Source organism: Leucobacter aridicollis, from assembly GCF_024399335.1.
GTDB classification, from domain to species: domain Bacteria; phylum Actinomycetota; class Actinomycetes; order Actinomycetales; family Microbacteriaceae; genus Leucobacter; species Leucobacter aridicollis_A.
Map to the genome: position 1 here is coordinate 380,224 of NZ_CP075339.1, position 21,276 is coordinate 401,499.

Below are 21,276 nucleotides of genomic sequence, written 5' to 3' on the forward strand. Positions count from 1 at the left end.
AGTCAGGGGTAACTGACGTGTGCCCTGCCAATGCCACACGCCACACACAATCGAGGAGTGCAGTACGCATGAAGCAAGACTCACAGAGTCGAACGGGAGAAGCTTTCTTCCGGCGGAGAGAACGAGCGACGGCGCTGGGTCTCACCGCAGCCATCGCGCTCGGAATGGGGATCACGGGAACCGCGCCCGCGTTCGCCGCGCCAGACGGTTCAGGGGTGGTGATCAGCGAAGCCTACCTGTCGGGCGGAAGCCGCGACGCGGCGTTCACGAAGAAATTCGTGGAGCTCTTCAACCCGACCGGCGAGGCAATCACCCTTGACGGCACCTCGCTACAGTACCGACCGGCGGGTGGAACGGCAGCGTTCGGCGGCGTCACACCACTCACCGGCACGATCCCTGCGGGCGGGCACTTCCTTGTCGCCGGCGGTTCGAACGGCGAAGCAGGCGGCGAGCTTCCCGCACCAGACGTGTCCTCGAGCTTCAACCCGAGCGGCAGCGCAGGCACGATTGCCCTTGTCGAGGGCACTACGCCAGTCACCATCCCCGCAGGGCAAGCGGCAGGGGCCGCGGGAGTGATCGACCTGCTCGGCTACGGGACCTCCAACACGTTTGAGGGCGCTGCGGCCACCGCGCCCTCAGGCAACACCGACGTGAAGTCACTCAACCGCAGCGGCGCCGCCGACACCGACAACAACGCCGCCGACTTCTCCCTCTCAGGCGACATCACGCCGACAAATGCGGCGGGGGCGACCGCGCCTGATCCCGGCACGGACCCTGACCCTGGAACTGACCCCGACCCCGGCACGGATCCGGGAACCACCACTCGCACGATCGCAGAGGTGCAGGGCACCGGTGACGCGTCGCCGCTTGTCGGTCAGACCGTCACCGTCGAGGGTGTCATTACCGCCGACCACCGCACAGGCGGCTACGCCGGCATCGTGATCCAGACCGCGGGCTCGGGCGGCGCGGCCACCGAGCCGCGCACCGCATCCGACGGCATCTTCGTCTACCTGGGCGGCAAGGACGTGCCCGGTGAGATCGGCGATCTCGTCTCGGTCACGGGTGCTGTCAGCGAGTACTACGGGCAGACTCAGATCGCGCCGGCAAACTCGGCGGGAGTCGCCCTGAAGCAGCAGGACGCCGGTCTCCCCGAGCCCACACCGCTGCCCGCCACAGTGGTCGGGGCAGACCGCGAGGCCTACGAGAACATGCTCGTCCGGCCGACTGGAGACTACTTCGTCGCGTCGAGCCATCAGCTCTTCAACTACGGCACGCTCTGGCTGAACCCCGGCGAGATGCAGGTGAAGAGCACGGAGACCTCGCGGCCGGGCGCTGAGGCCGACGCGATCGCCGCGGCGAATCGCGCGAGTCGGATCCTGCTCGACGACGGCTACTCGATCCAGACCACGAACAACGCCCACCCAGGAGGACAGCCGTACTTCACCGCCGACACTGTCGTGCGCAACGGCGACACCGTCGAGTTCGCCGACCTGAGCTTTGTACTGCAGTACGGCTTCGACGAGTGGCGGCTCCAGCCAGTTACCCCGCTCGACAGCACCTCGCCTGCGGCGCAGAAGGTGACGTTTGAGTCAAAGAACACGCGCCCCGAAGCGCCGAAGGTCTCAGGCGACGCGCGCGTCGCAGCGTTCAACGTCTACAACTACTTCACCACACTGAAGAGCGAAAACAAGGACGCGCGTGGCGCGACGACGGCGAAGCAGTTCGAGACGCAGAAATCGAAGATCGTCTCGGCGATCAACAGCCTCGACGCCGACGTCGTCGGGCTCATGGAGATCGAGAATTCGGTGAAGTTCGGGGAGCCCGCCGACACCGCTCTGAAGGATCTCGTCGACGGGCTGAACGCCGCAACCGGCGAAAAGACGTGGGACTACGTGCCGACCCCGAAGTCGCTGCACAACGCCGCCACAACCGACTTCATCACGAACGCGATCATCTACAAGAAGAACGCGGTCACCCCGAAGGGCGACGCTCAGACGATCGTCGATGAGAGCGTCTGGGGCAATGCGCGAGAGCCCATCGCGCAGGCATTCGACTTCGACGGACGCACGGTCACAGTCGTCTCGAACCACTTCAAGTCGAAGTCGGGCAAGGAGCCCGAGCCCGCCGACGGCCAGGGGCACTTCAACGCCGACCGCGTGAAGCAGGCGAAGTCGCTCCTCGCGTTCACGAAGGAACTCGAGAAGTCGACGGGCAGCGCAGACATGCTGCTCGTCGGTGACTTCAACGCCTACGGCCAGGAGGACCCGGTATTCGAGTTCACCTCGCAGGGGTGGATTGATACTGTGCCGGCGCTCGCCGCAGGCCAGTACAGCTACTCATTCAACGGCGAGCTCGGTTCGCTCGATCACGTCTTGGCGTCGCCATCACTTTCCGACTCGCTCGGTGGGGCAGGGATCTGGGCGGCGAACTCGGCCGAGTGGGGTGACCGGGGCTACGGCTTCGGCGCCGCCGAGGCAGGCACGCCGTACCGCGCGAGCGACCACGACCCGATCATCGTGGGCATCACCACGACGCCGCAGCCGGTGAGTATTGATATCGCAACGATCAACGACTTCCACGGCCGCATTGAGGCCGACGGGAAGGCAGCTGGGGCCGCGGTGATCGCAGGCGCCGTCAAGGAGTTCGAGCGGCAGAACCCGAACTTCATCTTCGCTGGTGCAGGCGACCTCATCGGTGCCTCCACCTTCACGTCCTTCATTCAGCAGGACGAGCCGACGATCGACGCACTCAACCTCGCCGGGCTCGACGTGAGCGCCGCGGGTAACCACGAGTTCGACGAGGGCTGGGAAGACCTCAAGGGTCGCGTACAGGATCGCGCCGACTGGGAGTACATCTCTGCGAATGTGTTCGTTACCGAGACGGGCGAGCCCGCGCTCGCGCCGTCGTGGGTCAAGGAGGTCGACGGCGTGAACGTTGGCTTCGTCGGCGCCGTCACTGAGGATCTCGACACGCTCGTGTCGCCCGAGGGCATTAAAGACCTCGAGGTGCGCAGCGTCGCAGACTCCGTGAACCAGGCGGCTGCCGCGCTGCGCGACGGCAACGCCGCGAACGGTGAGGCCGATGTCGTGATCCTGCTCGTACACGAGGGGGCCGCGACCGCCGACCTCGCGAGCATCACGCCAGAGTCGCAGCTCGGCAAGATCGTGAACGGTGTCGGCGACGACGTCGACGCGATCGTCTCCGCGCACACCCACCTTGCCTACAACCACGTCATTGATGGCCGCCCGGTCGTCTCGGCTGGCCAGTACGGTGAGAACCTTGGGCTCATGAACCTCAAGGTCGACCGCGAGTCGAAGGAGCTCATCTCGATCACGAACGAGATCAAGCCTCTCGTCGTCGACGGGAAGCCGCAGTACGCGGCCGACCCCGAGGTGCAGGCGATCGTCGACGCTGCGAAGGCCGAGGCCGACGTGCTCGGCGGCGTCTCGGTCGGCAGTATCACTGCCGACTTCAACCGCGCGCGCCAGAGCGACGGCAAGACCGAGAACCGCGGTGGCGAGTCGACGATCGGCAACTTTGTCGCTGACGTGCACAAGTGGTCGACCGACGCCGACATCGCGCTCATGAACCCGGGCGGGATCCGCGCGAACCTGAGCTACGCGTCGACAGGTGAGAACGACCCAGACGGCAACGTCACGTACCGCGAGGCCGCGACGGTGCAACCGTTCGCGAACACGCTCGTGACGCTGAAGCTCACGGGCCAGCAGGTGAAAGACATCCTCGAAGAGCAGTGGCAGCCAGAGGGATCGGCGCGGCCGTTCCTGAAGCTCGGCCTCTCCGAGGGGCTGAGCTACACGTACGACCCGGAGGGCGAGCGCGGCGCGCACGTCACCTCGATCACGCTCGACGGTGGGCCGCTCGACCTCGGTGCGACGTACACGGTCGCAGCGAACGCGTTCCTTGCGGGCGGCGGTGACAACTTCGTGTCGTTCCGCAAGGGTACCGACGTGAAGGACACTGGCCGTAGCGACCTGCAGTCGATGGTCGAGTGGTTCGCAATCAACAAGGAGGCGACGCCGGATCTCGGCAAGCGCGCGGTCGGCGTGCAGCTGAGCCCGCCGCCAGCGGCCGCGGCCGCTGCGCAGCTCTCGGCGCGCGTGAGCGTTGCAGCCTCGAGCACCGGCGAGTACACCGCCGGCGACGAGGTCACCGTCTCGCTCACCTCGCTCGCGTTCTCGGGCGGCGAAGTCCCGGCAGGGTCTGTCTCAGCTGAGATCGACGGGAAGCAGGTCGCGACCGCGCCGGTCGACCCGACGGTCACCGACGCGTGGGACAAGGCTGGAAGCGCCACGCTCACCTTCGCTGTTCCGGCCGGCCTGAAGGGGAACCAGACGATCGAGATCGCGACGAGCGACGGGGCGACCCGTGTCTCGATCCCGATCGCGGTCGCCGGTGGTGACACCGAGAACCCCGGCACGGAAGAGCCCGGCACCGAGAACCCGGGTACTGAGACCCCTGGCACCGGTGGTCCCGGCGGCGAGAAGCCAGGCACCCCCGGGTCAGGCACTGGCGGCGGTTCGACGGGCGGTGGCCTGTCGAACACCGGTCAGGAGCTCGGCTGGATCGGCGGCGCGACGGTGCTGCTCCTCGCGCTCGGCGGTGGCCTGCTGGTCGCCGCCCGCCGGAAGCAGCACGCCGCGCAGTAGCCCCTGAAGGCTCGCGCACGGCAGTGTGCAGCGCCCAAACGCCCGCCCCGCCAAATGCAGGTGGGGCGGGCGTTTGCCTGTGTTAGCCTGTCCTTGCCCAATGATGGGCAGCGGCGGAGGATTCTGCCGTCATTCCACTACGGATCGTCCGGCACGTACCTGCCGGTGGAGGAAAACAATGGCATCAGTCACGTTTGAAGGCATTACTCGCGTCTACCCGGGCACAGACCGCCCGTCGGTTGACAAGCTCAGCCTCGACATCGAAGACGGCGAATTTCTCGTGCTCGTCGGTCCCTCCGGCTGCGGCAAGTCGACAACGCTGCGCATGCTCGCCGGCCTCGAAGAGGTGAACGAGGGCCGAATCCTCATCGGTGATTCAGACGTCACTGACGTCGCCCCGAAGGATCGCGACATCGCGATGGTCTTCCAGAACTACGCGCTCTACCCGCACATGACAGTCGCCGACAACATGGGCTTCGCCCTGAAGATTGCTGGCGTCTCGAAGGAAGAGCGGGCCGAGCGCGTGCTCGAGGCCGCGAAGCTCCTCGACCTCGAAGACTACCTCGACCGCAAGCCGAAGGCGCTCTCCGGTGGCCAGCGCCAGCGCGTCGCGATGGGCCGTGCGATCGTGCGCCAGCCCCGCGTGTTCCTCATGGACGAGCCGCTGTCGAACCTCGACGCAAAGCTCCGCGTGCAGACCCGTACCCAGATTGCATCGCTTCAGCGTCGCCTTGGGGTCACCACCGTCTACGTGACCCACGACCAGACCGAGGCGCTCACCATGGGTGACCGTATCGCCGTGCTCAAGGACGGCCTGCTGCAGCAGGTCGGCACCCCGAGTGAGCTCTACGAAACTCCAGTCAACGTCTTCGTTGCGGGCTTCATCGGCTCGCCCGCGATGAACCTCTTCCCGACGACGCTCACCGCCGAGGGTGCAGTCTTCGGCTCGCTCACGGTGCCGGTGCCCGCTGGCGGCGCGACGTCGAACGCTGTCACAGTCGGCATCCGCCCTGAAGACCTCGTGCTCGCTGCCCCGGGCGAGGCTGGCCTCACCGTGCAGATCGATCTCGTCGAAGAGCTTGGCGCTGACGGCTACCTCTACGGTCACACGACCGGGGGAGAGGGCACCCAGATCGTCGCTCGAGTTGACGGCCGCAATCACCCGCAGGCAGGCGAGACCGTCACCCTCGTGCCGAACCCCGCGCACCTGCACGTGTTCGACACCGCAACTGGCAACCGTATCTAATCGGGGCGGGGCGCGGGCGTTGTGCTTGCTCCCTGTGCTGCCCGCCCCGCCTCGCCGCCGCACTCCGCCTCGCCGCCGCGAAAGAGTAGCGTTCCTGCACAAGACCCCGTTTCCAGCGGTAGGTTTCGGGCATTCTCGCGAGAAACCTGCTCTTTGGCTGGGGTGGGCTGGGGAATTGGCGAGGGCGTGAACTCGCCGTCACCAGCTTTGGGCTAGAAGATGACCCGCTGGCTGGTGAAAGCATCCGCGGGAGTTGAGGGCTGGAGCTGCGCGGAAGCGGTGAGGAGCTTGGCGGTTTGGGCGGCAGCTTCAATTGCGAGCTGCCCCAGCCTGCGAACCGTGTCCGGGGTGATGCGGTAGGTGGGCCCACCAATCCAAATCGCAAAACGGGGCAAATCACCAATGAGGACGGGTGCCGCTACGGAGGCGGCGTCTCGTTCTAGGGCTCCATAAAGCCAGGCGTAACCGTGGGTACGGGCTGGCTCGAGGGTGTCGATGAACATCTCAAGCGTCGAAGGATTCTCCTTCGGGTAGCTCGGTTCGAGAAGCTCGCGCACTACTTCGGGGTCGCGATATGACAACAAAGACTTGCCAGTGGAGGTGAGCCACGGAGGTTGCACTCGCGGCGTTGACTTGAGGGTCTGGCCAATAAGAGAGGGGCCCACGTTCTGCAGCAGGACCACGATGTCGTTGTCCTGCAGCATGTCGAACCCTGTCGTCTCCCCTGAAGCGTTCGACAGATTGGTCAAGATCTCGCGGATCGCCCGGAGCGTGCCTGTCTCCGTGAGTAGACCGCCGATGACTGATAGCGAGCCGACCGAAATGCGCGTCTTCTTCGTTTCATCATCCGTCACCAACATGCCTTCTTCTTCCAGCGTGGTGATGATGCGGAAGCAAGTTGCCTTAGGCACGCCTGACAGGCGAGTGAGTTCGCTGAGCCCGATCCCTTGCGGAAAAGTCGAGATTACTCGGAGCACGCGCATGGATCTATTGAGAAGTCCGTCGCGGCCTTTGCCTGTGTCTTCTGCGGTGTCGGGGCTCGTTGTTGAGGTCACAATCGCACTATATCAAACCGATAGTCCACTTTTGGAGGCGTTTGTGAGCGTCGTCACGGACTCCATGAGCGCGTCAATGATGCGGTTGTCGGCTTCGTCCTGGCTGAAGAGAAGCGGCACATGTGTAATGAGCCCAGCAAACGTGTTTGGCAGGTTCTCGTCAAGGGGGTCTGCAAGCCAAGCGTCGAGCAATCCGCCGGTGGAGCGGTCACCGTACCGCGCCGCGACTGCAGGTGAGGCGCATTCGACGCCAACGACGGCAAGGCAGCGGTCGAGCCATCCCCGGACCGGGCGGCCACCGATAACCGGTGAGAGTCCTATCACCGGCGCCGCGGCCTCGGCGATAGCCGCGCGAATGCCGGGTATTGCAAGAATCGGATCGATTGAGACGACTGGGTTGGAGGGGGCGATCACGATGATGTCGGCAGTGGCAAGTGATTCGAGCACGCCAGGCGCGGGCTTTGAATCCGTAGCGTGGGGAAATGCGAACGCGGTTGGTGAGGGATTCGCCTGGTTCCGCACCCACCACTCTTGAAACCCCATGGGAGCTGAAGCAGCGTGCTCGACGATTGTTGGCGAGGGGTCATCCGTTGCTGGAAGTACTGTGAAGCTGACGCCGTAGCGAGAATTTAGGAGGCGGGTCGCCTCGCTGAGCGAATGGCCGTTTTCGAGGAGCTGCGTGCGCATGAGATTGTGGGCGATATCTAAGTCACCGAGCTGGAACCAGCCCTCCTCCGGAAGAACGCGTGATATCTCGGTCAAGGTTCGGGTTGAATCGTCGGCCCTTCCCCACCCGCGCCCCTTGTCTCCCATGTCAGCAAGGTGATATGCCACCGAGTCTAGGTCGGGAGAGATGCGCAGGCCCATGTGAGTGAAATCGTCGCCCACATTCACAATCGCCGTGCAATTGAACGGACGACCGGAAGCTTCATTCCACGAATGGAGCGCTCTGGCGAACCTGGCGCCCCCAACGCCTCCGCTAAGGAACGTAATATTTCGGGTCATGTCAGTGCCTCCAAGGGTTCGATTGGTGCCCGCAAGGCAGCCGGTGGATCGTCGCGGGTCCCCGCGAGTTGTGCAGCCTCTGTGGCCTGCGAAGTGCGAGGTGGGAAGTCGTGTCGAAGGAGGTAGCGGCTTCTACTGCCGTCACTGGTGTGGATCATGTCCACGCCCCAATGATTTTGAATCATCGCGGGCGTGACCACACTTGCCGTTGGCCCCGCCGCGACAACGCTGCCGCAGTTCACAATGGCGGCACGGTCGGTGAACACCGAGGCAAGGTCGAGGTCGTGCAGGCTGACGATGAGTGCAACGCTGGTGCTCGCAAGAGTGCGAAGAAGCTCGACTGTGTCGCGGATGGCTGCAAGGTCGAGGTGGTTCGTCGGCTCGTCAAGGAGGAGGGCGCGTGGTTCCTGCGCGAGCGCACGAGCAATCTTCGCCCGTTGATGCTGGCCGCCGGAGAGTCTGTCGATCGATGTGTGCTGGATGGAGTCGAGCCCGCATTGTTCAAGCGCGTGATCGACGACATACCTGTCCGTTCGGGTGGTCGGGCGGAGCCAGCCGGTAAACGGGACGCGGCCAAGCTGTACGAACTGCCGAATCGAAAGATCCGAAGGGGCAGTGGAATCCTGCGCGACGAACGCAACGCGCCTTGCCCACTCGCGTTGCCCGAGCTTGGCCCGAGAAACACCATCCCACGAGACGGCCCGACGAGACTCCGGAAGGTGCCCTGCGAGGCTGTGGAGCAGTGTGCTTTTCCCGGCGCCGTTCGGGCCGAGGAGCCCAAAGATCTCGCCAGGGCGGAAATCGAGTGCGGGAACGGAGAGCTTAAAGTCGTGCCCGCGGCTTGCTGAGAAGGGGAGCGTGTGAAGGGTCATGAGTGTCCTTTCTGCTGCCGAAACATGATGACTCCAAACGCGATAGCGCCGAGCACGGAAGTGGTGATCCCGACCGGAAGCTCTTGTGGTTGCGCCGCGATGCGTGAGAGCGTGTCAGCCCACGTGAGAAGCAGCGCGCCAATGAGCGCAGAGGCCACGAGGTGCCTCGTGACGCTCCCAGAGGCAAACGGTCGAGCAAGGTGAGGAACGATAAGGCCGACAAAGCCGATCGCGCCAGAGACCGAGACCATTCCTGCCGCGACAAGCGCCGCGAGGGAGAGAACCCACGCCCGTGAGACCCGCACATTGATTCCTAGCGACTCGATGTCGTTGTCACTGAGCTTGAACACTCCGAGCAAACGGGATGAGGTCGCCAACGCCGACCCGAAGACTGCTAGCGTGACGGCCGCGATCAAAACGGTGCTCCAGTTTGAGCCGCCAAGTGACCCGAGTAGCCAGTGCAGTACCTGGCGGTAGCTGTCGCTGTCTGGGGATTGGAAAATGATGAAAGAAGTGCATGCGCTGAACAGTGCCGTGGTGGCCACTCCGGCAAGAATCACTCTTTCCGACGATGATCGGCGTTGACTACCGCTGAGGAAGAGAGTGGCGGCGAGCGCGAGTGCTCCGCCCACGAAGGCGGCAAATGGGAGCGCGAGTGTAAGCCCAAGCAAAATGACTGAGACCGCTCCAAGCGAGGCTCCCGAGGATACGCCGAGTAGGTAGGGCTCAGCGAGCGGGTTGCGAAGCACCGTTTGTAATGCAACACCAGAGACTGCGAGCCCCGCGCCAACACATGCCGCTGTGAGTACGCGCGGAAGCCTGACTTGCGTCAGGATGACTTCTTGGGTGCTCCAAGAGGTGGGATCAGTGCTCAGCGCCGAGGCAAGCGTTTGCCAGGGGATAGGGACTGCTCCGACGGAAGCGGCAAGAAAGAGCGAGGCAAGGAGCGCTGCGAGCAACAGGGCGGCGGCAACGGTGAAGCGTGACCTTGCGGACGTTGCCCGCGGTGGAGCTGCCTGCCCGCGTTGACGCACCTGCTCGCTTGTCACTGTGAGGCCGCTGCGTTTGCGATTGACTCGACGGCGTCGATGTTTCGCACGCCGGCCTCCGTGGTTGCGAAGTCGACAACGATAAAGCGCTCGTCTTTCACTGCGCGCATCGAGCTGGCTGCTGGGTGACCTTCGAGCAACGCACGCTTCTTCTCCGCGGAGTTCCATGGCGCGTCTACCAGCACGATGACATCGGGATCGCTTGCGACAAAGCTCTCCCAGGGCATGCTGAACCAGCTTTGCGCTTCCGACTCTGCAACATTCGTGAGACCTGCTGCCCGCATGATCATGCTGGGAGTTCCAGTGCCACCGCCGACGAACGGCACGTCCTCGCCAGAGCTAAACCAGAGGGCGGATAGTGCGCCGTCGTTCTTTGGAATAGCTTTCAGCCTGCTGCGCTGATCACTGATGATTGACTCTGCTTCGTTGCTTGCATCGAACATCGCCCCGACCTCCGAGATCATGTCGAATACGTCATCGAACTCGAGCGGATCGGAGCTCTCGCTGCCAAACACGCAGGCGGGTGGAGCAACGTAGGTGTTGATGCCGAGACCCAGGAGCTCCGTTCGAGTACCCAGCCCGTCCTGGCCGAGGTTCGACTCCCAGCCAGCGAACACAAAGTCGGGCTCTGCGGCAAGGAGTACCTCACGGCTGGGAAGCTGGTCTGCCAGCACATTCGGTTCCCACTCTGCTGGTGCGAGGCCCTGCGGCACGGGACCATCAAGCATCGCAGAGCCAACGATGCGGCTTGACTGACCGAGGGCCAGCAGCAGTTCGAGCGGCGTTGATTTCACGGTGACCACGCGCTCAGGCGGGACGTCGAGTTCAACAGTGAACCCGCAGTTGTCTATGGCGGAAGCTGGCCCTGGAGTGACCTGTGCGGGGGCCTCCGGAGAGAGTGATGAGCACCCAGGGAGAAGCGCTAGAGCGCCGACAGTGAGAAGTGAGACCGTACATTTGAACCGACGGTTCGTTTTAATTTTCATCGTTGAAAACCAATGCCTTGAGTTGGCCGCTGGGTCGCGGGGGTTCGTTGGTGCCTCATAGTCTGAGGAATTTAAAGGATAGCGCAAGGCGTCCGTGGTGGATAGTGTGGATTCCTCGGAGCTCAAGGGGTTAAGAAAAATGAGCTTGCAAAAATTATGAACCGATGGTTCACTGTATTTACGTCGCTAATGTCAGGGAGGACATGATGTCACTACAGATCCGCAAACTCGTTCGTTTGGTCGAGGAAATCCACAGCGAGAACGGTCAGCAGCTCGCCAAACCACACCGTGTTGCAGTTGCCGCGGCTGTCATTGCGAACCCGTATGGCGCGGGCTACGTTGAAGATGTCGTCACGCTCGCTGACGAGCTTGGGGAAGCGATCGGGGAACTACTTGGCCCCGAATGTGTTCGGCTCTTGGACGATGAGGTTGAGGCCTTTGGTAAGGCAGCGTTGGTGGGCGTCGACGGCGAAACCGAGCACGGATCTGCGTTGATCCACAACCTGCGGTTTGGCAACGTATTCCGGCGTGCAGCCGGCGGAACGGAACTGTTGCCTGCAGCGGAAAAGATTGGCTTGCAGGGAGCTTCCATCGACGTTCCGTTGAAGCACAAGACTGACGCCAAGACGCGTTCGCATCATCAGACGGTCACCTTCCGCATTGAAGATGCCCCGCGCGCTGACGAGATTGTTGTCGCCTGCATCGCAGCGAATTCGGGGCGACCGCTTGCTCGTCTTGCGACCTTCGGGGCCGAGGCTCCCGTGAGCATCGCCTAATGGCGAAGGCACCGACGAAAAGAGTCAGAATTATGAACGCAGTCGCATGGTCAAAAGAAGAGCTCGTCGCGGCAGACAGTGAGTTCGTCATCCACTCGTGGTCGAAGCAGGGTGGTCTCAACGCCCGCCCCATCAAAGGCGCCGAGGGATCCTGGTTCTGGGATTACGATGGCAATCGTTTCCTGGACTTTCAGTCGCAGCTGGTGAACAGCAATCTTGGACACCAGAACCCCAAGCTTGTGCAGGCGATCAAAGATCAGGCTGACACGATGTGCTACATCGGGCCGGGATTTGCCGAGGAACAGCGAGCCCGTCTGGCGCAGAAACTCGCAGAGATTACGCCAGGTGACCTGAAGATGAGTTTCTTCACCACAGGTGGTGCCGCTGCGAACGAGAACGCCATCAGACTCGCGCGCCATGTCACGGGGCGCAACAAGATTGTTGCGCGATATCGCTCCTACCACGGGGCGACCGCGGGCGCGATCGCCTTGACCGGGGACCCGCGTCGTTGGCACGCTGAGCCCTCGATGCCGGGCGTGGTCCGAATGCTTGATCCTTACACTTACAGGTGCCCGGCGGGGCACCCCTCCCCGTGTCCTGTCTGCTCTGGTGGACCGCACCTGGAAGAGATTTTGCAGTTCGAGGACCCGTACTCGGTTGCCGCCGTCATTCTCGAACCAGTCACTGGGACTAACGGCCTCATCTACCCTGGTGAGAACTACCTGAGATCGATTCGTGAGGTGTGCAACAAGTACGGCATCATCCTCATTTTCGACGAAGTGATGGCTGGTTTCGGTCGCACGGGTGAGCTGTTCGCCTGTGACCACTGGGGCGTTACCCCAGACATTCTGATCACCGCAAAGGGGCTCAACTCAGGGTATGTCCCTCTCGGAGCGATGACAGTTTCGTCGAAGATCTCTGACTGGCTTCAGGACAATAAATTCTGGGGAGGGCTCACCTATGCGGGGCATCCTCTCGCGTGCGCCTCCGCTGTCGCGTCGCTCGAGATCATGGAAGAAGAAGGGGTTGTCGACAACGCGCGGCGCCAGGGCGAGCGACTTGGAGCCGGCCTCGCTGAACTTGCGAAACGCCACCCGTCTATTGGTGACATTCGTGGGCGTGGACTGTTCTATGGGCTCGAACTGGTTCGGAACCGTGACACCCGCGAGCCGCTCGTGCCGTTCAACGCGGTTGGGGAAGCCGCCAAGCCGATGCAGGAGATCAACAAGGCTGCAATGGCGAAGGGGCTGTACCTGGCATCGAACTTCAATGTGCTTCGGCTTACGCCGCCCCTCGTGATCAACGACGAGGAGATTAACTTGGCGCTCGAGATCCTCGACGAGGTGCTCGACATCGCCGATGTACACTACGACACTGCGGGAGGCCCCGCATCATGACGATGGAATCAGCGACAAACGCGGGGCACACTACACTCATCGCCGGTGGCACCGTGGTGAACGCGGAAGGCTTCGTCCGTGCTGATGTGCTGGTGCGCGGCGAACGGATCGTTGGCATCGGGGTTGAGCAAGCGTGGGATGCTGACGAGACGATCGACGCAACCGGGAAGTACATTTTGCCTGGTGGAATCGACGTTCACACTCACCTTGAGTATCCAATTGACGGCTTTACGACGCGAACGGCTGATGACTTCGCAACAGGCTCGGTTGCCGCTGCGTTCGGTGGCACTACTACCTTTATCGACTTCGTCAAGAAGCGCCCAGACGCTTCGCTGTTCGACACTTTTGTTGAGCGGCGCTCGATCGCAGAATCCAAGAGTGTTGTCGATTTTGGACTGCATGCGATCGTGCCGCCATTGGTTCAGCAGCCGGATGTCCACGACGATCTTGTTCGGCTCTTCACCGAGCAAGGCGTGTCGAGCTGGAAGTTCTTTATGGCGTACCCGGGTACGCAGATGGTTGAAGACGACGAACTTCTCGCTGGAATGGACCTCGCTCTCAAGCTCGGTGCGTTCCCGATGGTGCACGCTGAAAACGGGCACATGGTGAACCGGGCCGCTCAGCAGCTTCTGGATGAAGGGAAGACTGCCGAGATTCACCACGTCGATGCTCACGGCCATTCCCAGGAGGCTGAGGCGGTTCACCGGGCGATTGTGCTCGCTGCAGAAGTGGGCACGCCCCTGTACGTTGTTCACGTCTCGAGCGAGCAGGCTGCGGCCGAAATCGCAGCTGCGCGCAGTGAGGGCCTGCCCGTTTGGGGTGAAACTTGCCCGCAGTATCTCGTCACCGCGCTGGAAGATTATCAAGAGCTGGGGGAGCGGGCCGCTGGCTACATTTGCTCACCACCGATTCGTGAACGAGCAAATCAGGCCGCCCTCTGGAAATACCTTGGTGCAGACGGACTCTCGACGCTCGCGACGGACCATGCTGCGTTCTGTATGGAGCAGCCCGAAGACTTGCCTCCGCAGAAGCTTCGGTCTCCAGGGTATTTCCCGAAGACTCCGAATGGGGTGCCCGGACTCGAAGACCGCATGATGGTCGCCTGGGAAGCCGGCGTCGTGGGCGGAGCGCTCGACCTCTGCAGGTTTGTCGAGATCACGGCTGCTCGACCCGCCAAACTCTTTGGAATGTACCCCAACAAGGGAACGATCTCCGTCGGGGCAGACGCGGACATCGTGGTGTGGGACCCTGAGGCAGACCACACGATCACCGCTGCGGGTGGACATTCCCGAACCGACTACAACCTCTATGAGGGTATGCGCGTAAGCGGCCTTCCCGTAACGGTCATGAGCCGTGGGCGGACGCTGATCCTTGACCGTGAGCTGCAGGAGGTGGCCCGGACAACCCGTGGCCGCTACCTCTCTCGCGGCGCAGCCCAACTTTTCTAACCCACCGCTTACTGCCGCCAACGCAGGTTGGCAGAGCACCCCACGAAAGGCATCACAATGAAGTTTCCCATTGGAATCCATGTCGGCGACCGGATGACGCTCCCCGAGACATACGAGGTCGCGCAGTACACCGATGAGAAGGGTTTCGACTCGTTCTGGGTTGCAGAGGGCCGAATGGCTCGCGACGGCATTGTGCCCGCCGCGATTGTTGCTTCACAGACCAAGCAGATTCGCATCGGTACCGGCGTTGTCAACAATAAGAGTCGTAACGTCGCGCTCATGGGTGTGACATTCAAGACGCTCGACGAAGTCGCACCCGGTCGTGCGATTCTCGGCATTGGTGCGTGGTGGGAACCGCTCGCCACGAAGCTTGGCGCGCCCATCCGCAAACCTGTCGCCTCGATGCGCGAATACATTACGATCCTCAAGCAGCTCTTCAACAACGACACTGTGACGTTCAATGGTGAGTTCTACACGATCGACGGTGTTCGCTTCGACAGCATGTATCGCGAGAACACTGAGGTGCCGGTGCCGATCTATGTCGGTGCCGTCGGCCCGCGCATGCTTGAGCTTTCGGGTGAGATCGCAGACGGCGTACACATGGACTTCCTGTTGCCCCCCTCATACCTCGAAGGTGCGAAGCAAGCGATTGATGCCGGCCTCGCGAAGCGAACAGACGGTAAGTCAGAGATCGATCTGACACAGATCATCGCGTGCAGCGTGAACGATAAGGACCCGCAGGAAGCGATCGACCACTGCAAAGCCTTCTTGACCCTGTACCTGATGCAGCAGCCGCACATTGCCGCGCACTCGGGCGTCGAACCGGAGCTTGTCGAAGAGATTCAAAAGATCGCTGGTTGGCCTGCAACGAAGGAGGATATCCGACGTGCGATGCAGCTCGTCCCCAACGAGCTCGTGCAGAATGTCACTGCCTGCGGGTCGACGGACACGGTCGTGCAGAAGCTCGAAGAATACCGTGAGGCAGGGGTGCGAGTGCCTGTCCTCTCGACTCACGGAGACCACCGTACGACGCTCGTCAACATCACCGAAGCGCTGCAGTAGGGAATCGGCATGACCATCGCAATTGTTGGGGGCACTGGCCCCCAGGGAAGCGGGATCGGGCTGCGGCTCGCCCTTGCTGGTGAGACCGTGATCCTTGGATCACGCGACGGTGAGCGGGCAGCGACCGAAGCTGCCAAACTTACCTCCGAGCACGCGCCGCTGGGAGCAATCACCGGAGCGAACAACCGGGACGCAGTGGCCTCCGCCGACACCGTTATCCTCGCTGTGCCCTATAAGGGACACGAAGAACTCGTAGGCGGACTTGCTGACGTCATCGGGCACAAGCTCGTGGTGAGCTGCGTGAACCCGCTCTCATTCGACAAACAAGGTCCGGTTGGTACACAAATCCCCGATCTGAGCGCAGCCGAGGAAGCCGCGAGGCTGCTTCCCGAAGCAAATGTGACGGGTGCGTTTCACCACCTCTCGGCAGTCAACCTGCACAAGGTAGAGACTGACCTGAGCCACGAGGACGTGCTCGTTTGCGGCAACGACGAGTCGGGGAAGGCAGAGGTGATGCGCCTCGCATCGCTCGTGACTGGCGGTCGTGGCATCGATGTTGGAGCGCTTCGGCTAGCGCGGCACCTTGAGCCGTTCACTGCGGTGCTCATCTCGGTGAATAAGAAGTACCGCACCAATTCGAGCGTGGCGCTCACCGGCGTCCCTCAGACTGGAGAGAAGTAATGAAACTGGCAGCACTTCAACTGCGTGCGACAGATGACCGCGAGGCGACGCTTATGCGCGCCGGCGAGCTTATCGACGAGGCTGCCGTGCAAGGCGCGAAGGTCGTGCTCATGCCCGAGTTCTTCGCGATTCCCTTCGTGCAGCCTGAACCAGACCCCGCATACATCAAGTGGGCCGAGGATTTTGACGGACCCTCGAATGAGCTCGTGCGAGTGAAATCAGCGCAGCACGGCATCACGATCGTGTCGTCCTTCTTCGAAGGAACTGACCTGCCAGGTGTGTTCCACAACACTGCTGTGACGTTTGTGAACGGCGAGGCGCGTCATACCTACCGTAAGTCACATCTTCCGTTTTCGAATGGGTTCCCAGAGAAGTTTTATTTCAGGCCCGGTCAGGAAGCCCCTTCCGCTGTCGACACAGGTGAGGTGTCTGTTGGCACGATCATCTGCTACGAGAGGCACTTCCCCGAACTGTCTCGAGCCGTTGCGATGGCTGGTGGCGAGGTGCTCTGTGTGCCTGTTGCTTCCGCCTCTGCGCCGATGAAGGAGGTCTTCCAGCTCGAGCTCCGGGCGCACGCCGCCTTCAACCAGTTCTTTGTGATCTGCTCGAACCGGGTCGGTCTCGAAGGCACGAAGGATTACTTTGGCCTGAGCGCGGTTTACGGGCCTGACGGCACGGTGCTCGCGCAGGTCGCTGACGGTGAGGAAGGGGTCGCCGTCGCGGAAGTCGATCTCGATGAGATGCGTGCTTCGCGCATGCGACGTCCGTTCTTCCGCGACCGCCGGCCAGAACTCTACTCGGCCCTGACTGAGCAGTACTAGCCGAGCTGGGCGACGCGCGTTTTCATGCGCGCGTCGTCCGACTCGGGGTAGCGGCGTCACCGAAGACGGCCGACCCACACACAACAGACTTTCATCTCAGAGGTTTTCATGACAATCAACGAAGATTCAACCGGGCGCATTGAGCTCGTATCGACCCAAAACATTGAGACGAGTCGTCTCTACAACGATGACCTTGCGCCCGTCCCGTTGGCAGGCCGCACTTGGCACACCTACAACTATGCTGCGCTGTGGATGAGTATCGCCCACGGCATCCCGACCTATTACCTTGCATCCGGGCTCATTGACATGGGTATGAGTTGGGTGCAGGCCGTTGGCATTATCGGGCTTGGCAACCTGATCGTGATGATCCCCCTACTTCTTAACAGCCATGCTGGTGCGAAGTACGGGATTCCGTTTCCCATCATCGCGCGGGCGGCATTTGGAATTCGCGGAGCCAACGTCCCTGCGATCATTCGGGCTCTGTCTGCCTGCGGATGGTTCGGGATCCAGACCTGGGTCGGTGGACAAGCCATCTTTACCTTGAGCTCGGTATTCTTTGGCAGTTGGTGGTCAGAGGCCACGCCGATCGGAGGCCACCCCTGGACGATGTGGGTGTCGTTTGGCATCTTTTGGCTCATTCAGATGGGCCTCGTTCTTCGAGGTATTGAGTCGATTCGAACACTTGAGAACTGGGCCGCGCCGCTCATCCTTGTCGTCGCGTTCATCCTGATGATCTGGGTGATGAACCTCGCGGGAGATCTCGGAACCGTGCTGACCCCGCACTCCACACTCGGCTGGGGGCCGGAGTTCTGGACGATTTTCCCCGGCGCGCTTATGGGCATGATCGCCTTCTACGCCACGATGTCAGTGAATATCTCGGATTTCACTCGTTTTGCGCGCTCGCAGAAGGCACATATTGTTGGCCAGTCTGTTGGACTCACTCCCACTGTCGTCGTCTTCACAACCATTGGCGCCCTGACCACGGCTGCGACGGTTGAGGTTTGGGGTCGTCCAATTTGGGACCCTGTGGAGCTCGTCGGGATGATTCCGAACGCGGTCGTCGTCTTCTTTAGCCTGCTGTGTGTCATCGTTGCTACGGTCGCCGTCAACGTGGCTGCGAACACGGTCGGCCCGGCGTACGATTTCTCGAATGCATTCCCGCGCTTCGTCAGTTTCAAGATGGGCGGTCTCATCACTGGTGTGATCGCGATTCTCATGCAGCCCTGGAACCTTATGGCGAGCTCCAACCTCTACATTTTTGTGTGGCTTGGCATTACGGGTGCCTTCCTCGGGTCTGTCGGCGGGATTCTTGTAACTGAGTATTGGATTAACCGTAAGCGCTACCTCAACGTGGAAGAGCTCTACCAGTACGGGGGGCGGTACACCTACACCCGCGGCTTCAACTGGCGCGCCCTCACCGCTATGGCCGTTGCGCTCGTGTTGTCGGTAGGTGGAGCGTACTCCGATCCTGCGACCGGTGGACCTTTCCCGGAACACGGACTAATTCCCGTGCTCAAGCCACTCTTCGACCTCAACTGGGCGGTCGCTTTCCTCACCGGGTTACTCGTGCACCTGCTGCTCTCAAAGGCGTTCCCACCCGCTTCGTTCGCGCTCGATGAGGCTGATCGAGCGACGGGACAGCCTGGTACGGGAGCAATCCAGGTGCCCGGGATGCAGGAGCCGGCGGCCAGATACAGTGCCCCCAACAGCCCCAAATCTGCAGACACCGAAGTCTGACACAGGCCCCCGATTTACGAAATCACACAAAGGACAGCAGCAATGAAAACACCAGCAGCGGCCGTGCTCAACGCAGGCGAGGAGTGGACGGTTACCGAGATCGATCTCGCAGAACCGCAGGCGGGGGAGGTGCTCGTCGAGTTTACTCATGCGGGCCTGTGCTTTTCAGACGAGCATCTCAGGCACGGCGGGCTCGGTGAGCTCCCTGCAGTCGGCGGACACGAGGGGGCTGGAATCGTGCGTGCACTCGGCCCGGGCGTCACGAGTCTGGCTGTCGGAGATCATGTTGCAGCCGCGTTTGTGCCCACATGTGGTCAATGCGACTGGTGCGTCACCGGCCACTCGAACCTCTGCACACAATCCGCAAATGCTCCCGGCGCGGCAGACCGGAGTCTGTACCGCTTCTCAACGGGAGGTGAAGCGATTGCGGCCAATTGTGGGCTCGGCACGTTTGCACAGTTCTCTGTCGTCTCAGAACGCTCACTTATTGCAGTCGATCCTTCGATCCCGCTATCCGTTGTCGCGGTCGCGAGTTGCGGGGTGCTGACCGGATGGGGCGCCGCAGTGCATGCCGCAGAGGTCTCTGTTGGCGACGTCGTAATCGTGCTCGGTGGCGGTGGGGTTGGGGTGAACGCCGTGCAGGGAGCCCGTCTGTCTGGTGCGCGAGAAGTCATCATGGTGGATACGAACCCGGCGAAGCTCGAAACTGCCACGCTTTTTGGTGCGAGTCGGACCTTCCAGTCGATGGATGACGCAGCTGAGTACGCTCGCGAGATCAACGGCGTCGTTGGAGGCGCGGACGCCGTGATTGTTTGCACTGGAAACACGGTCGAACCAATCGTGACGGCCGCCTACGGTGCTCTCGGAACCCGCGGGCGACTCGTGCTCGCAGGTATGTCGCAGGACGTTATGGAGAAGAATGTGCAACTGCCAGGAACACAGATCATCTTCAGAGAGCAGACGATCCGCGGAACGATCTATGGCTCGTGCAACCCGCGGCGAGATGTACCGTTGCTGCTTGACCTCTACAAGCGGGGGCTTTTGAAACTCGATGAGCTTGTCTCGCGGGAGTACTCGCTGTCGGATATCAATGAGGGTTTCGAGGATCTTCGAAAGGGTCGGAACCTGAGAGGAGTAGTCGCACATGGTTAGTGCAACGTTGTCGGCCGCCGCTGTGGACGAGGCTCGAACGGGCCCCCACGAAGCGGCGCTCCGCACACTGCGACAGGCTACTGAACACCTCGGACTGAGTGATGTGGTGCGGCAAGCGTATGCTCATTGCAAACGAGAGGTCGCCGTGTCGTTCCCGGTGCGTATGGACGACGGCAGCAGCCGTATCGTTACGGGCTACCGAGTGCATCACAATACCGCGCTTGGCCCGGCAAAGGGCGGTATTAGGTTCTCCCAGAACGTCGACATTGATGAGGTCCGGGCGCTCTCCATGTGGATGACCTGGAAGTGCGCGTTGCTCGGAATTCCATACGGCGGAGCAAAGGGCGGGCTTGCGATCAACCCCCGCGATTTCAGCAAAGCAGAGCTGGAGCGTGTGACACGTCGTTATACACGCGAGCTTGCGGATGTCTTTGGGCCGGACAAAGACATCCCCGCGCCCGACATCGGCACAGATCAACAGGTCATGGCTTGGATCCTTGACGAGTATTCGGTGGTCGCAGGACATCTTGCTCACGGTGTTGTTACCGGGAAGCCGCTCGAGCTTGGCGGGTCGCTAGGCCGAGCACTCGCCACCTCGCGTGGCGTGACTGAGATCGCCTTGGCTGCGGTCCGCGAAGAGATCGGCGAACCGACTGGGGCGACCGCGATCGTGCAGGGGTTTGGCAAGGTCGGAGAGGGAGTTGCGCAGCTCCTCCACGAGGCAGGAGTGCGGGTCGTTGCGGTGAGCGATGAGTTTGGAGCGCTGAGCAATGTGGACGGCCTCGACATTCCCGCACTGCAGCTTCACGTTGTAGAACATGGTCGCCTCGAGGGCTTCGCTGGTGCGATAGCCCGAGAGCGGGACTCGGTCTTGTTTGATGAGGCAGACCTGCTCGTTCCCGCTGCGGTCGAGGGCGTGTTACACGAGGGCAACGCTCACCTTGTTCGGGCGCGCATAGTTGTGGAAGGCGCGAATGGGCCAACCACGCCAGAGGGAGACCGACTCCTCGGCGAACGAGGGATTATCGTTGTCCCCGATATCCTCGCCAATGCAGGCGGTGTTGTGGTGTCGTACTTCGAATGGGCACAAGCCAACCAGGGATACCGTTGGAGTGAGCAGGTTGTCGAGGAACGTCTTCAGCAGCGAATGCTTTCTGCCTGGAATCGGGTGAAAGCATTCGCCGACAACGAAGATCTAGATCTTCGCGCGGCTGCGACAGTGCTTGCTGTCTCTGAAGTGCACCGAGCCCAACAGCTGCGCGAAGAACTTGTCGCCGGCTAGCAACTGACAGATTTGGGTGGCAACAGAGACCGTTCGCCAC

16 protein-coding genes are annotated in these 21,276 nt (G+C 61.9%); 11 read left to right on the forward strand and 5 right to left on the reverse strand.

The window, feature by feature from the left end; all coding sequences use genetic code 11:
* Positions 1-68 precede the first annotated feature (68 nt).
* Positions 69-4,667: an ExeM/NucH family extracellular endonuclease gene (locus KI794_RS01685; protein ID WP_255808881.1), complete on the forward strand. Its 4,599-nt coding sequence runs from the start codon at positions 69-71 to the stop codon at positions 4,665-4,667.
* A 178-nt stretch (positions 4,668-4,845) separates the two neighbouring features.
* Positions 4,846-5,913, forward strand: coding sequence for an ABC transporter ATP-binding protein (locus KI794_RS01690; protein WP_119281666.1), 1,068 nt, complete (start codon positions 4,846-4,848; stop codon positions 5,911-5,913).
* Between the two features lie 212 nt (positions 5,914-6,125).
* On the opposite strand, the gene KI794_RS01695 is transcribed toward KI794_RS01690, so the two are convergent.
* The 5 genes from KI794_RS01695 to KI794_RS01715 are packed head-to-tail and all read right to left on the reverse strand — an operon-like array spanning position 6,126 to position 10,697.
* Positions 6,126-6,968, reverse strand: a complete 843-nt coding sequence (locus KI794_RS01695; protein ID WP_185985911.1) for an IclR family transcriptional regulator — start codon at positions 6,966-6,968, stop codon at positions 6,126-6,128.
* A gap of 12 nt (positions 6,969-6,980) precedes the next feature.
* Positions 6,981-7,973 (reverse strand): 2-phospho-L-lactate transferase, encoded by a 993-nt coding sequence (gene cofD, locus KI794_RS01700; protein ID WP_255808887.1) that lies wholly within the window; start codon positions 7,971-7,973, stop codon positions 6,981-6,983.
* Positions 7,970-8,845: an ABC transporter ATP-binding protein gene (locus KI794_RS01705; RefSeq protein WP_255808889.1), complete on the reverse strand. Its 876-nt coding sequence runs from the start codon at positions 8,843-8,845 to the stop codon at positions 7,970-7,972. The genes cofD and KI794_RS01705 overlap by 4 nt, the downstream gene beginning before the upstream one ends.
* Complete coding sequence (locus tag KI794_RS01710; RefSeq protein WP_255808891.1) at positions 8,842-9,894, reverse strand: FecCD family ABC transporter permease; 1,053 nt, start codon at positions 9,892-9,894, stop codon at positions 8,842-8,844. The genes KI794_RS01705 and KI794_RS01710 overlap by 4 nt, the downstream gene beginning before the upstream one ends.
* The gene (locus tag KI794_RS01715; RefSeq protein ID WP_255808893.1) at positions 9,891-10,697 is read right to left on the reverse strand and encodes an ABC transporter substrate-binding protein; all 807 of its coding nucleotides are present in this window, start codon (positions 10,695-10,697) and stop codon (positions 9,891-9,893) included. The genes KI794_RS01710 and KI794_RS01715 overlap by 4 nt, the downstream gene beginning before the upstream one ends.
* Before the next feature lie 389 nt (positions 10,698-11,086).
* Between KI794_RS01715 and KI794_RS01720 the strand changes: the two genes are divergently transcribed.
* The 9 genes from KI794_RS01720 (at position 11,087) to KI794_RS01760 (ending at position 21,236) form a co-directional block, all read left to right on the forward strand.
* Positions 11,087-11,656 (forward strand): amino acid synthesis family protein, encoded by a 570-nt coding sequence (locus KI794_RS01720; protein WP_255808895.1) that lies wholly within the window; start codon positions 11,087-11,089, stop codon positions 11,654-11,656.
* Positions 11,657-11,688: 32 nt separating this feature from the next.
* Positions 11,689-13,053, forward strand: a complete 1,365-nt coding sequence (locus KI794_RS01725) for an aminotransferase class III-fold pyridoxal phosphate-dependent enzyme (protein WP_255808897.1) — start codon at positions 11,689-11,691, stop codon at positions 13,051-13,053.
* On the forward strand, positions 13,050-14,501 hold the full coding sequence (hydA, locus tag KI794_RS01730) for a dihydropyrimidinase (RefSeq protein ID WP_255808899.1): 1,452 nt from the start codon (positions 13,050-13,052) through the stop codon (positions 14,499-14,501). Before KI794_RS01725 ends, hydA begins: the two co-directional genes overlap by 4 nt.
* A gap of 57 nt (positions 14,502-14,558) precedes the next feature.
* Positions 14,559-15,563 (forward strand): LLM class flavin-dependent oxidoreductase, encoded by a 1,005-nt coding sequence (locus tag KI794_RS01735; protein ID WP_255808900.1) that lies wholly within the window; start codon positions 14,559-14,561, stop codon positions 15,561-15,563.
* A gap of 9 nt (positions 15,564-15,572) precedes the next feature.
* Positions 15,573-16,244 carry an NADPH-dependent F420 reductase gene (gene npdG, locus KI794_RS01740; RefSeq protein ID WP_255808902.1) on the forward strand — a complete coding sequence of 224 codons (672 nt, stop codon included), beginning with the start codon at positions 15,573-15,575 and terminating at the stop codon, positions 16,242-16,244.
* Positions 16,244-17,065 carry a carbon-nitrogen hydrolase family protein gene (locus tag KI794_RS01745; RefSeq protein ID WP_255808903.1) on the forward strand — a complete coding sequence of 274 codons (822 nt, stop codon included), beginning with the start codon at positions 16,244-16,246 and terminating at the stop codon, positions 17,063-17,065. The genes npdG and KI794_RS01745 overlap by 1 nt, the downstream gene beginning before the upstream one ends.
* A gap of 108 nt (positions 17,066-17,173) precedes the next feature.
* Positions 17,174-18,802 (forward strand): NCS1 family nucleobase:cation symporter-1, encoded by a 1,629-nt coding sequence (locus tag KI794_RS01750; protein WP_255808904.1) that lies wholly within the window; start codon positions 17,174-17,176, stop codon positions 18,800-18,802.
* A gap of 42 nt (positions 18,803-18,844) precedes the next feature.
* Positions 18,845-19,954, forward strand: a complete 1,110-nt coding sequence (locus tag KI794_RS01755; protein ID WP_255808905.1) for a zinc-binding dehydrogenase — start codon at positions 18,845-18,847, stop codon at positions 19,952-19,954.
* Positions 19,947-21,236 carry a Glu/Leu/Phe/Val family dehydrogenase gene (locus KI794_RS01760; protein ID WP_255808906.1) on the forward strand — a complete coding sequence of 430 codons (1,290 nt, stop codon included), beginning with the start codon at positions 19,947-19,949 and terminating at the stop codon, positions 21,234-21,236. Before KI794_RS01755 ends, KI794_RS01760 begins: the two co-directional genes overlap by 8 nt.
* Positions 21,237-21,276 lie beyond the last annotated feature (40 nt).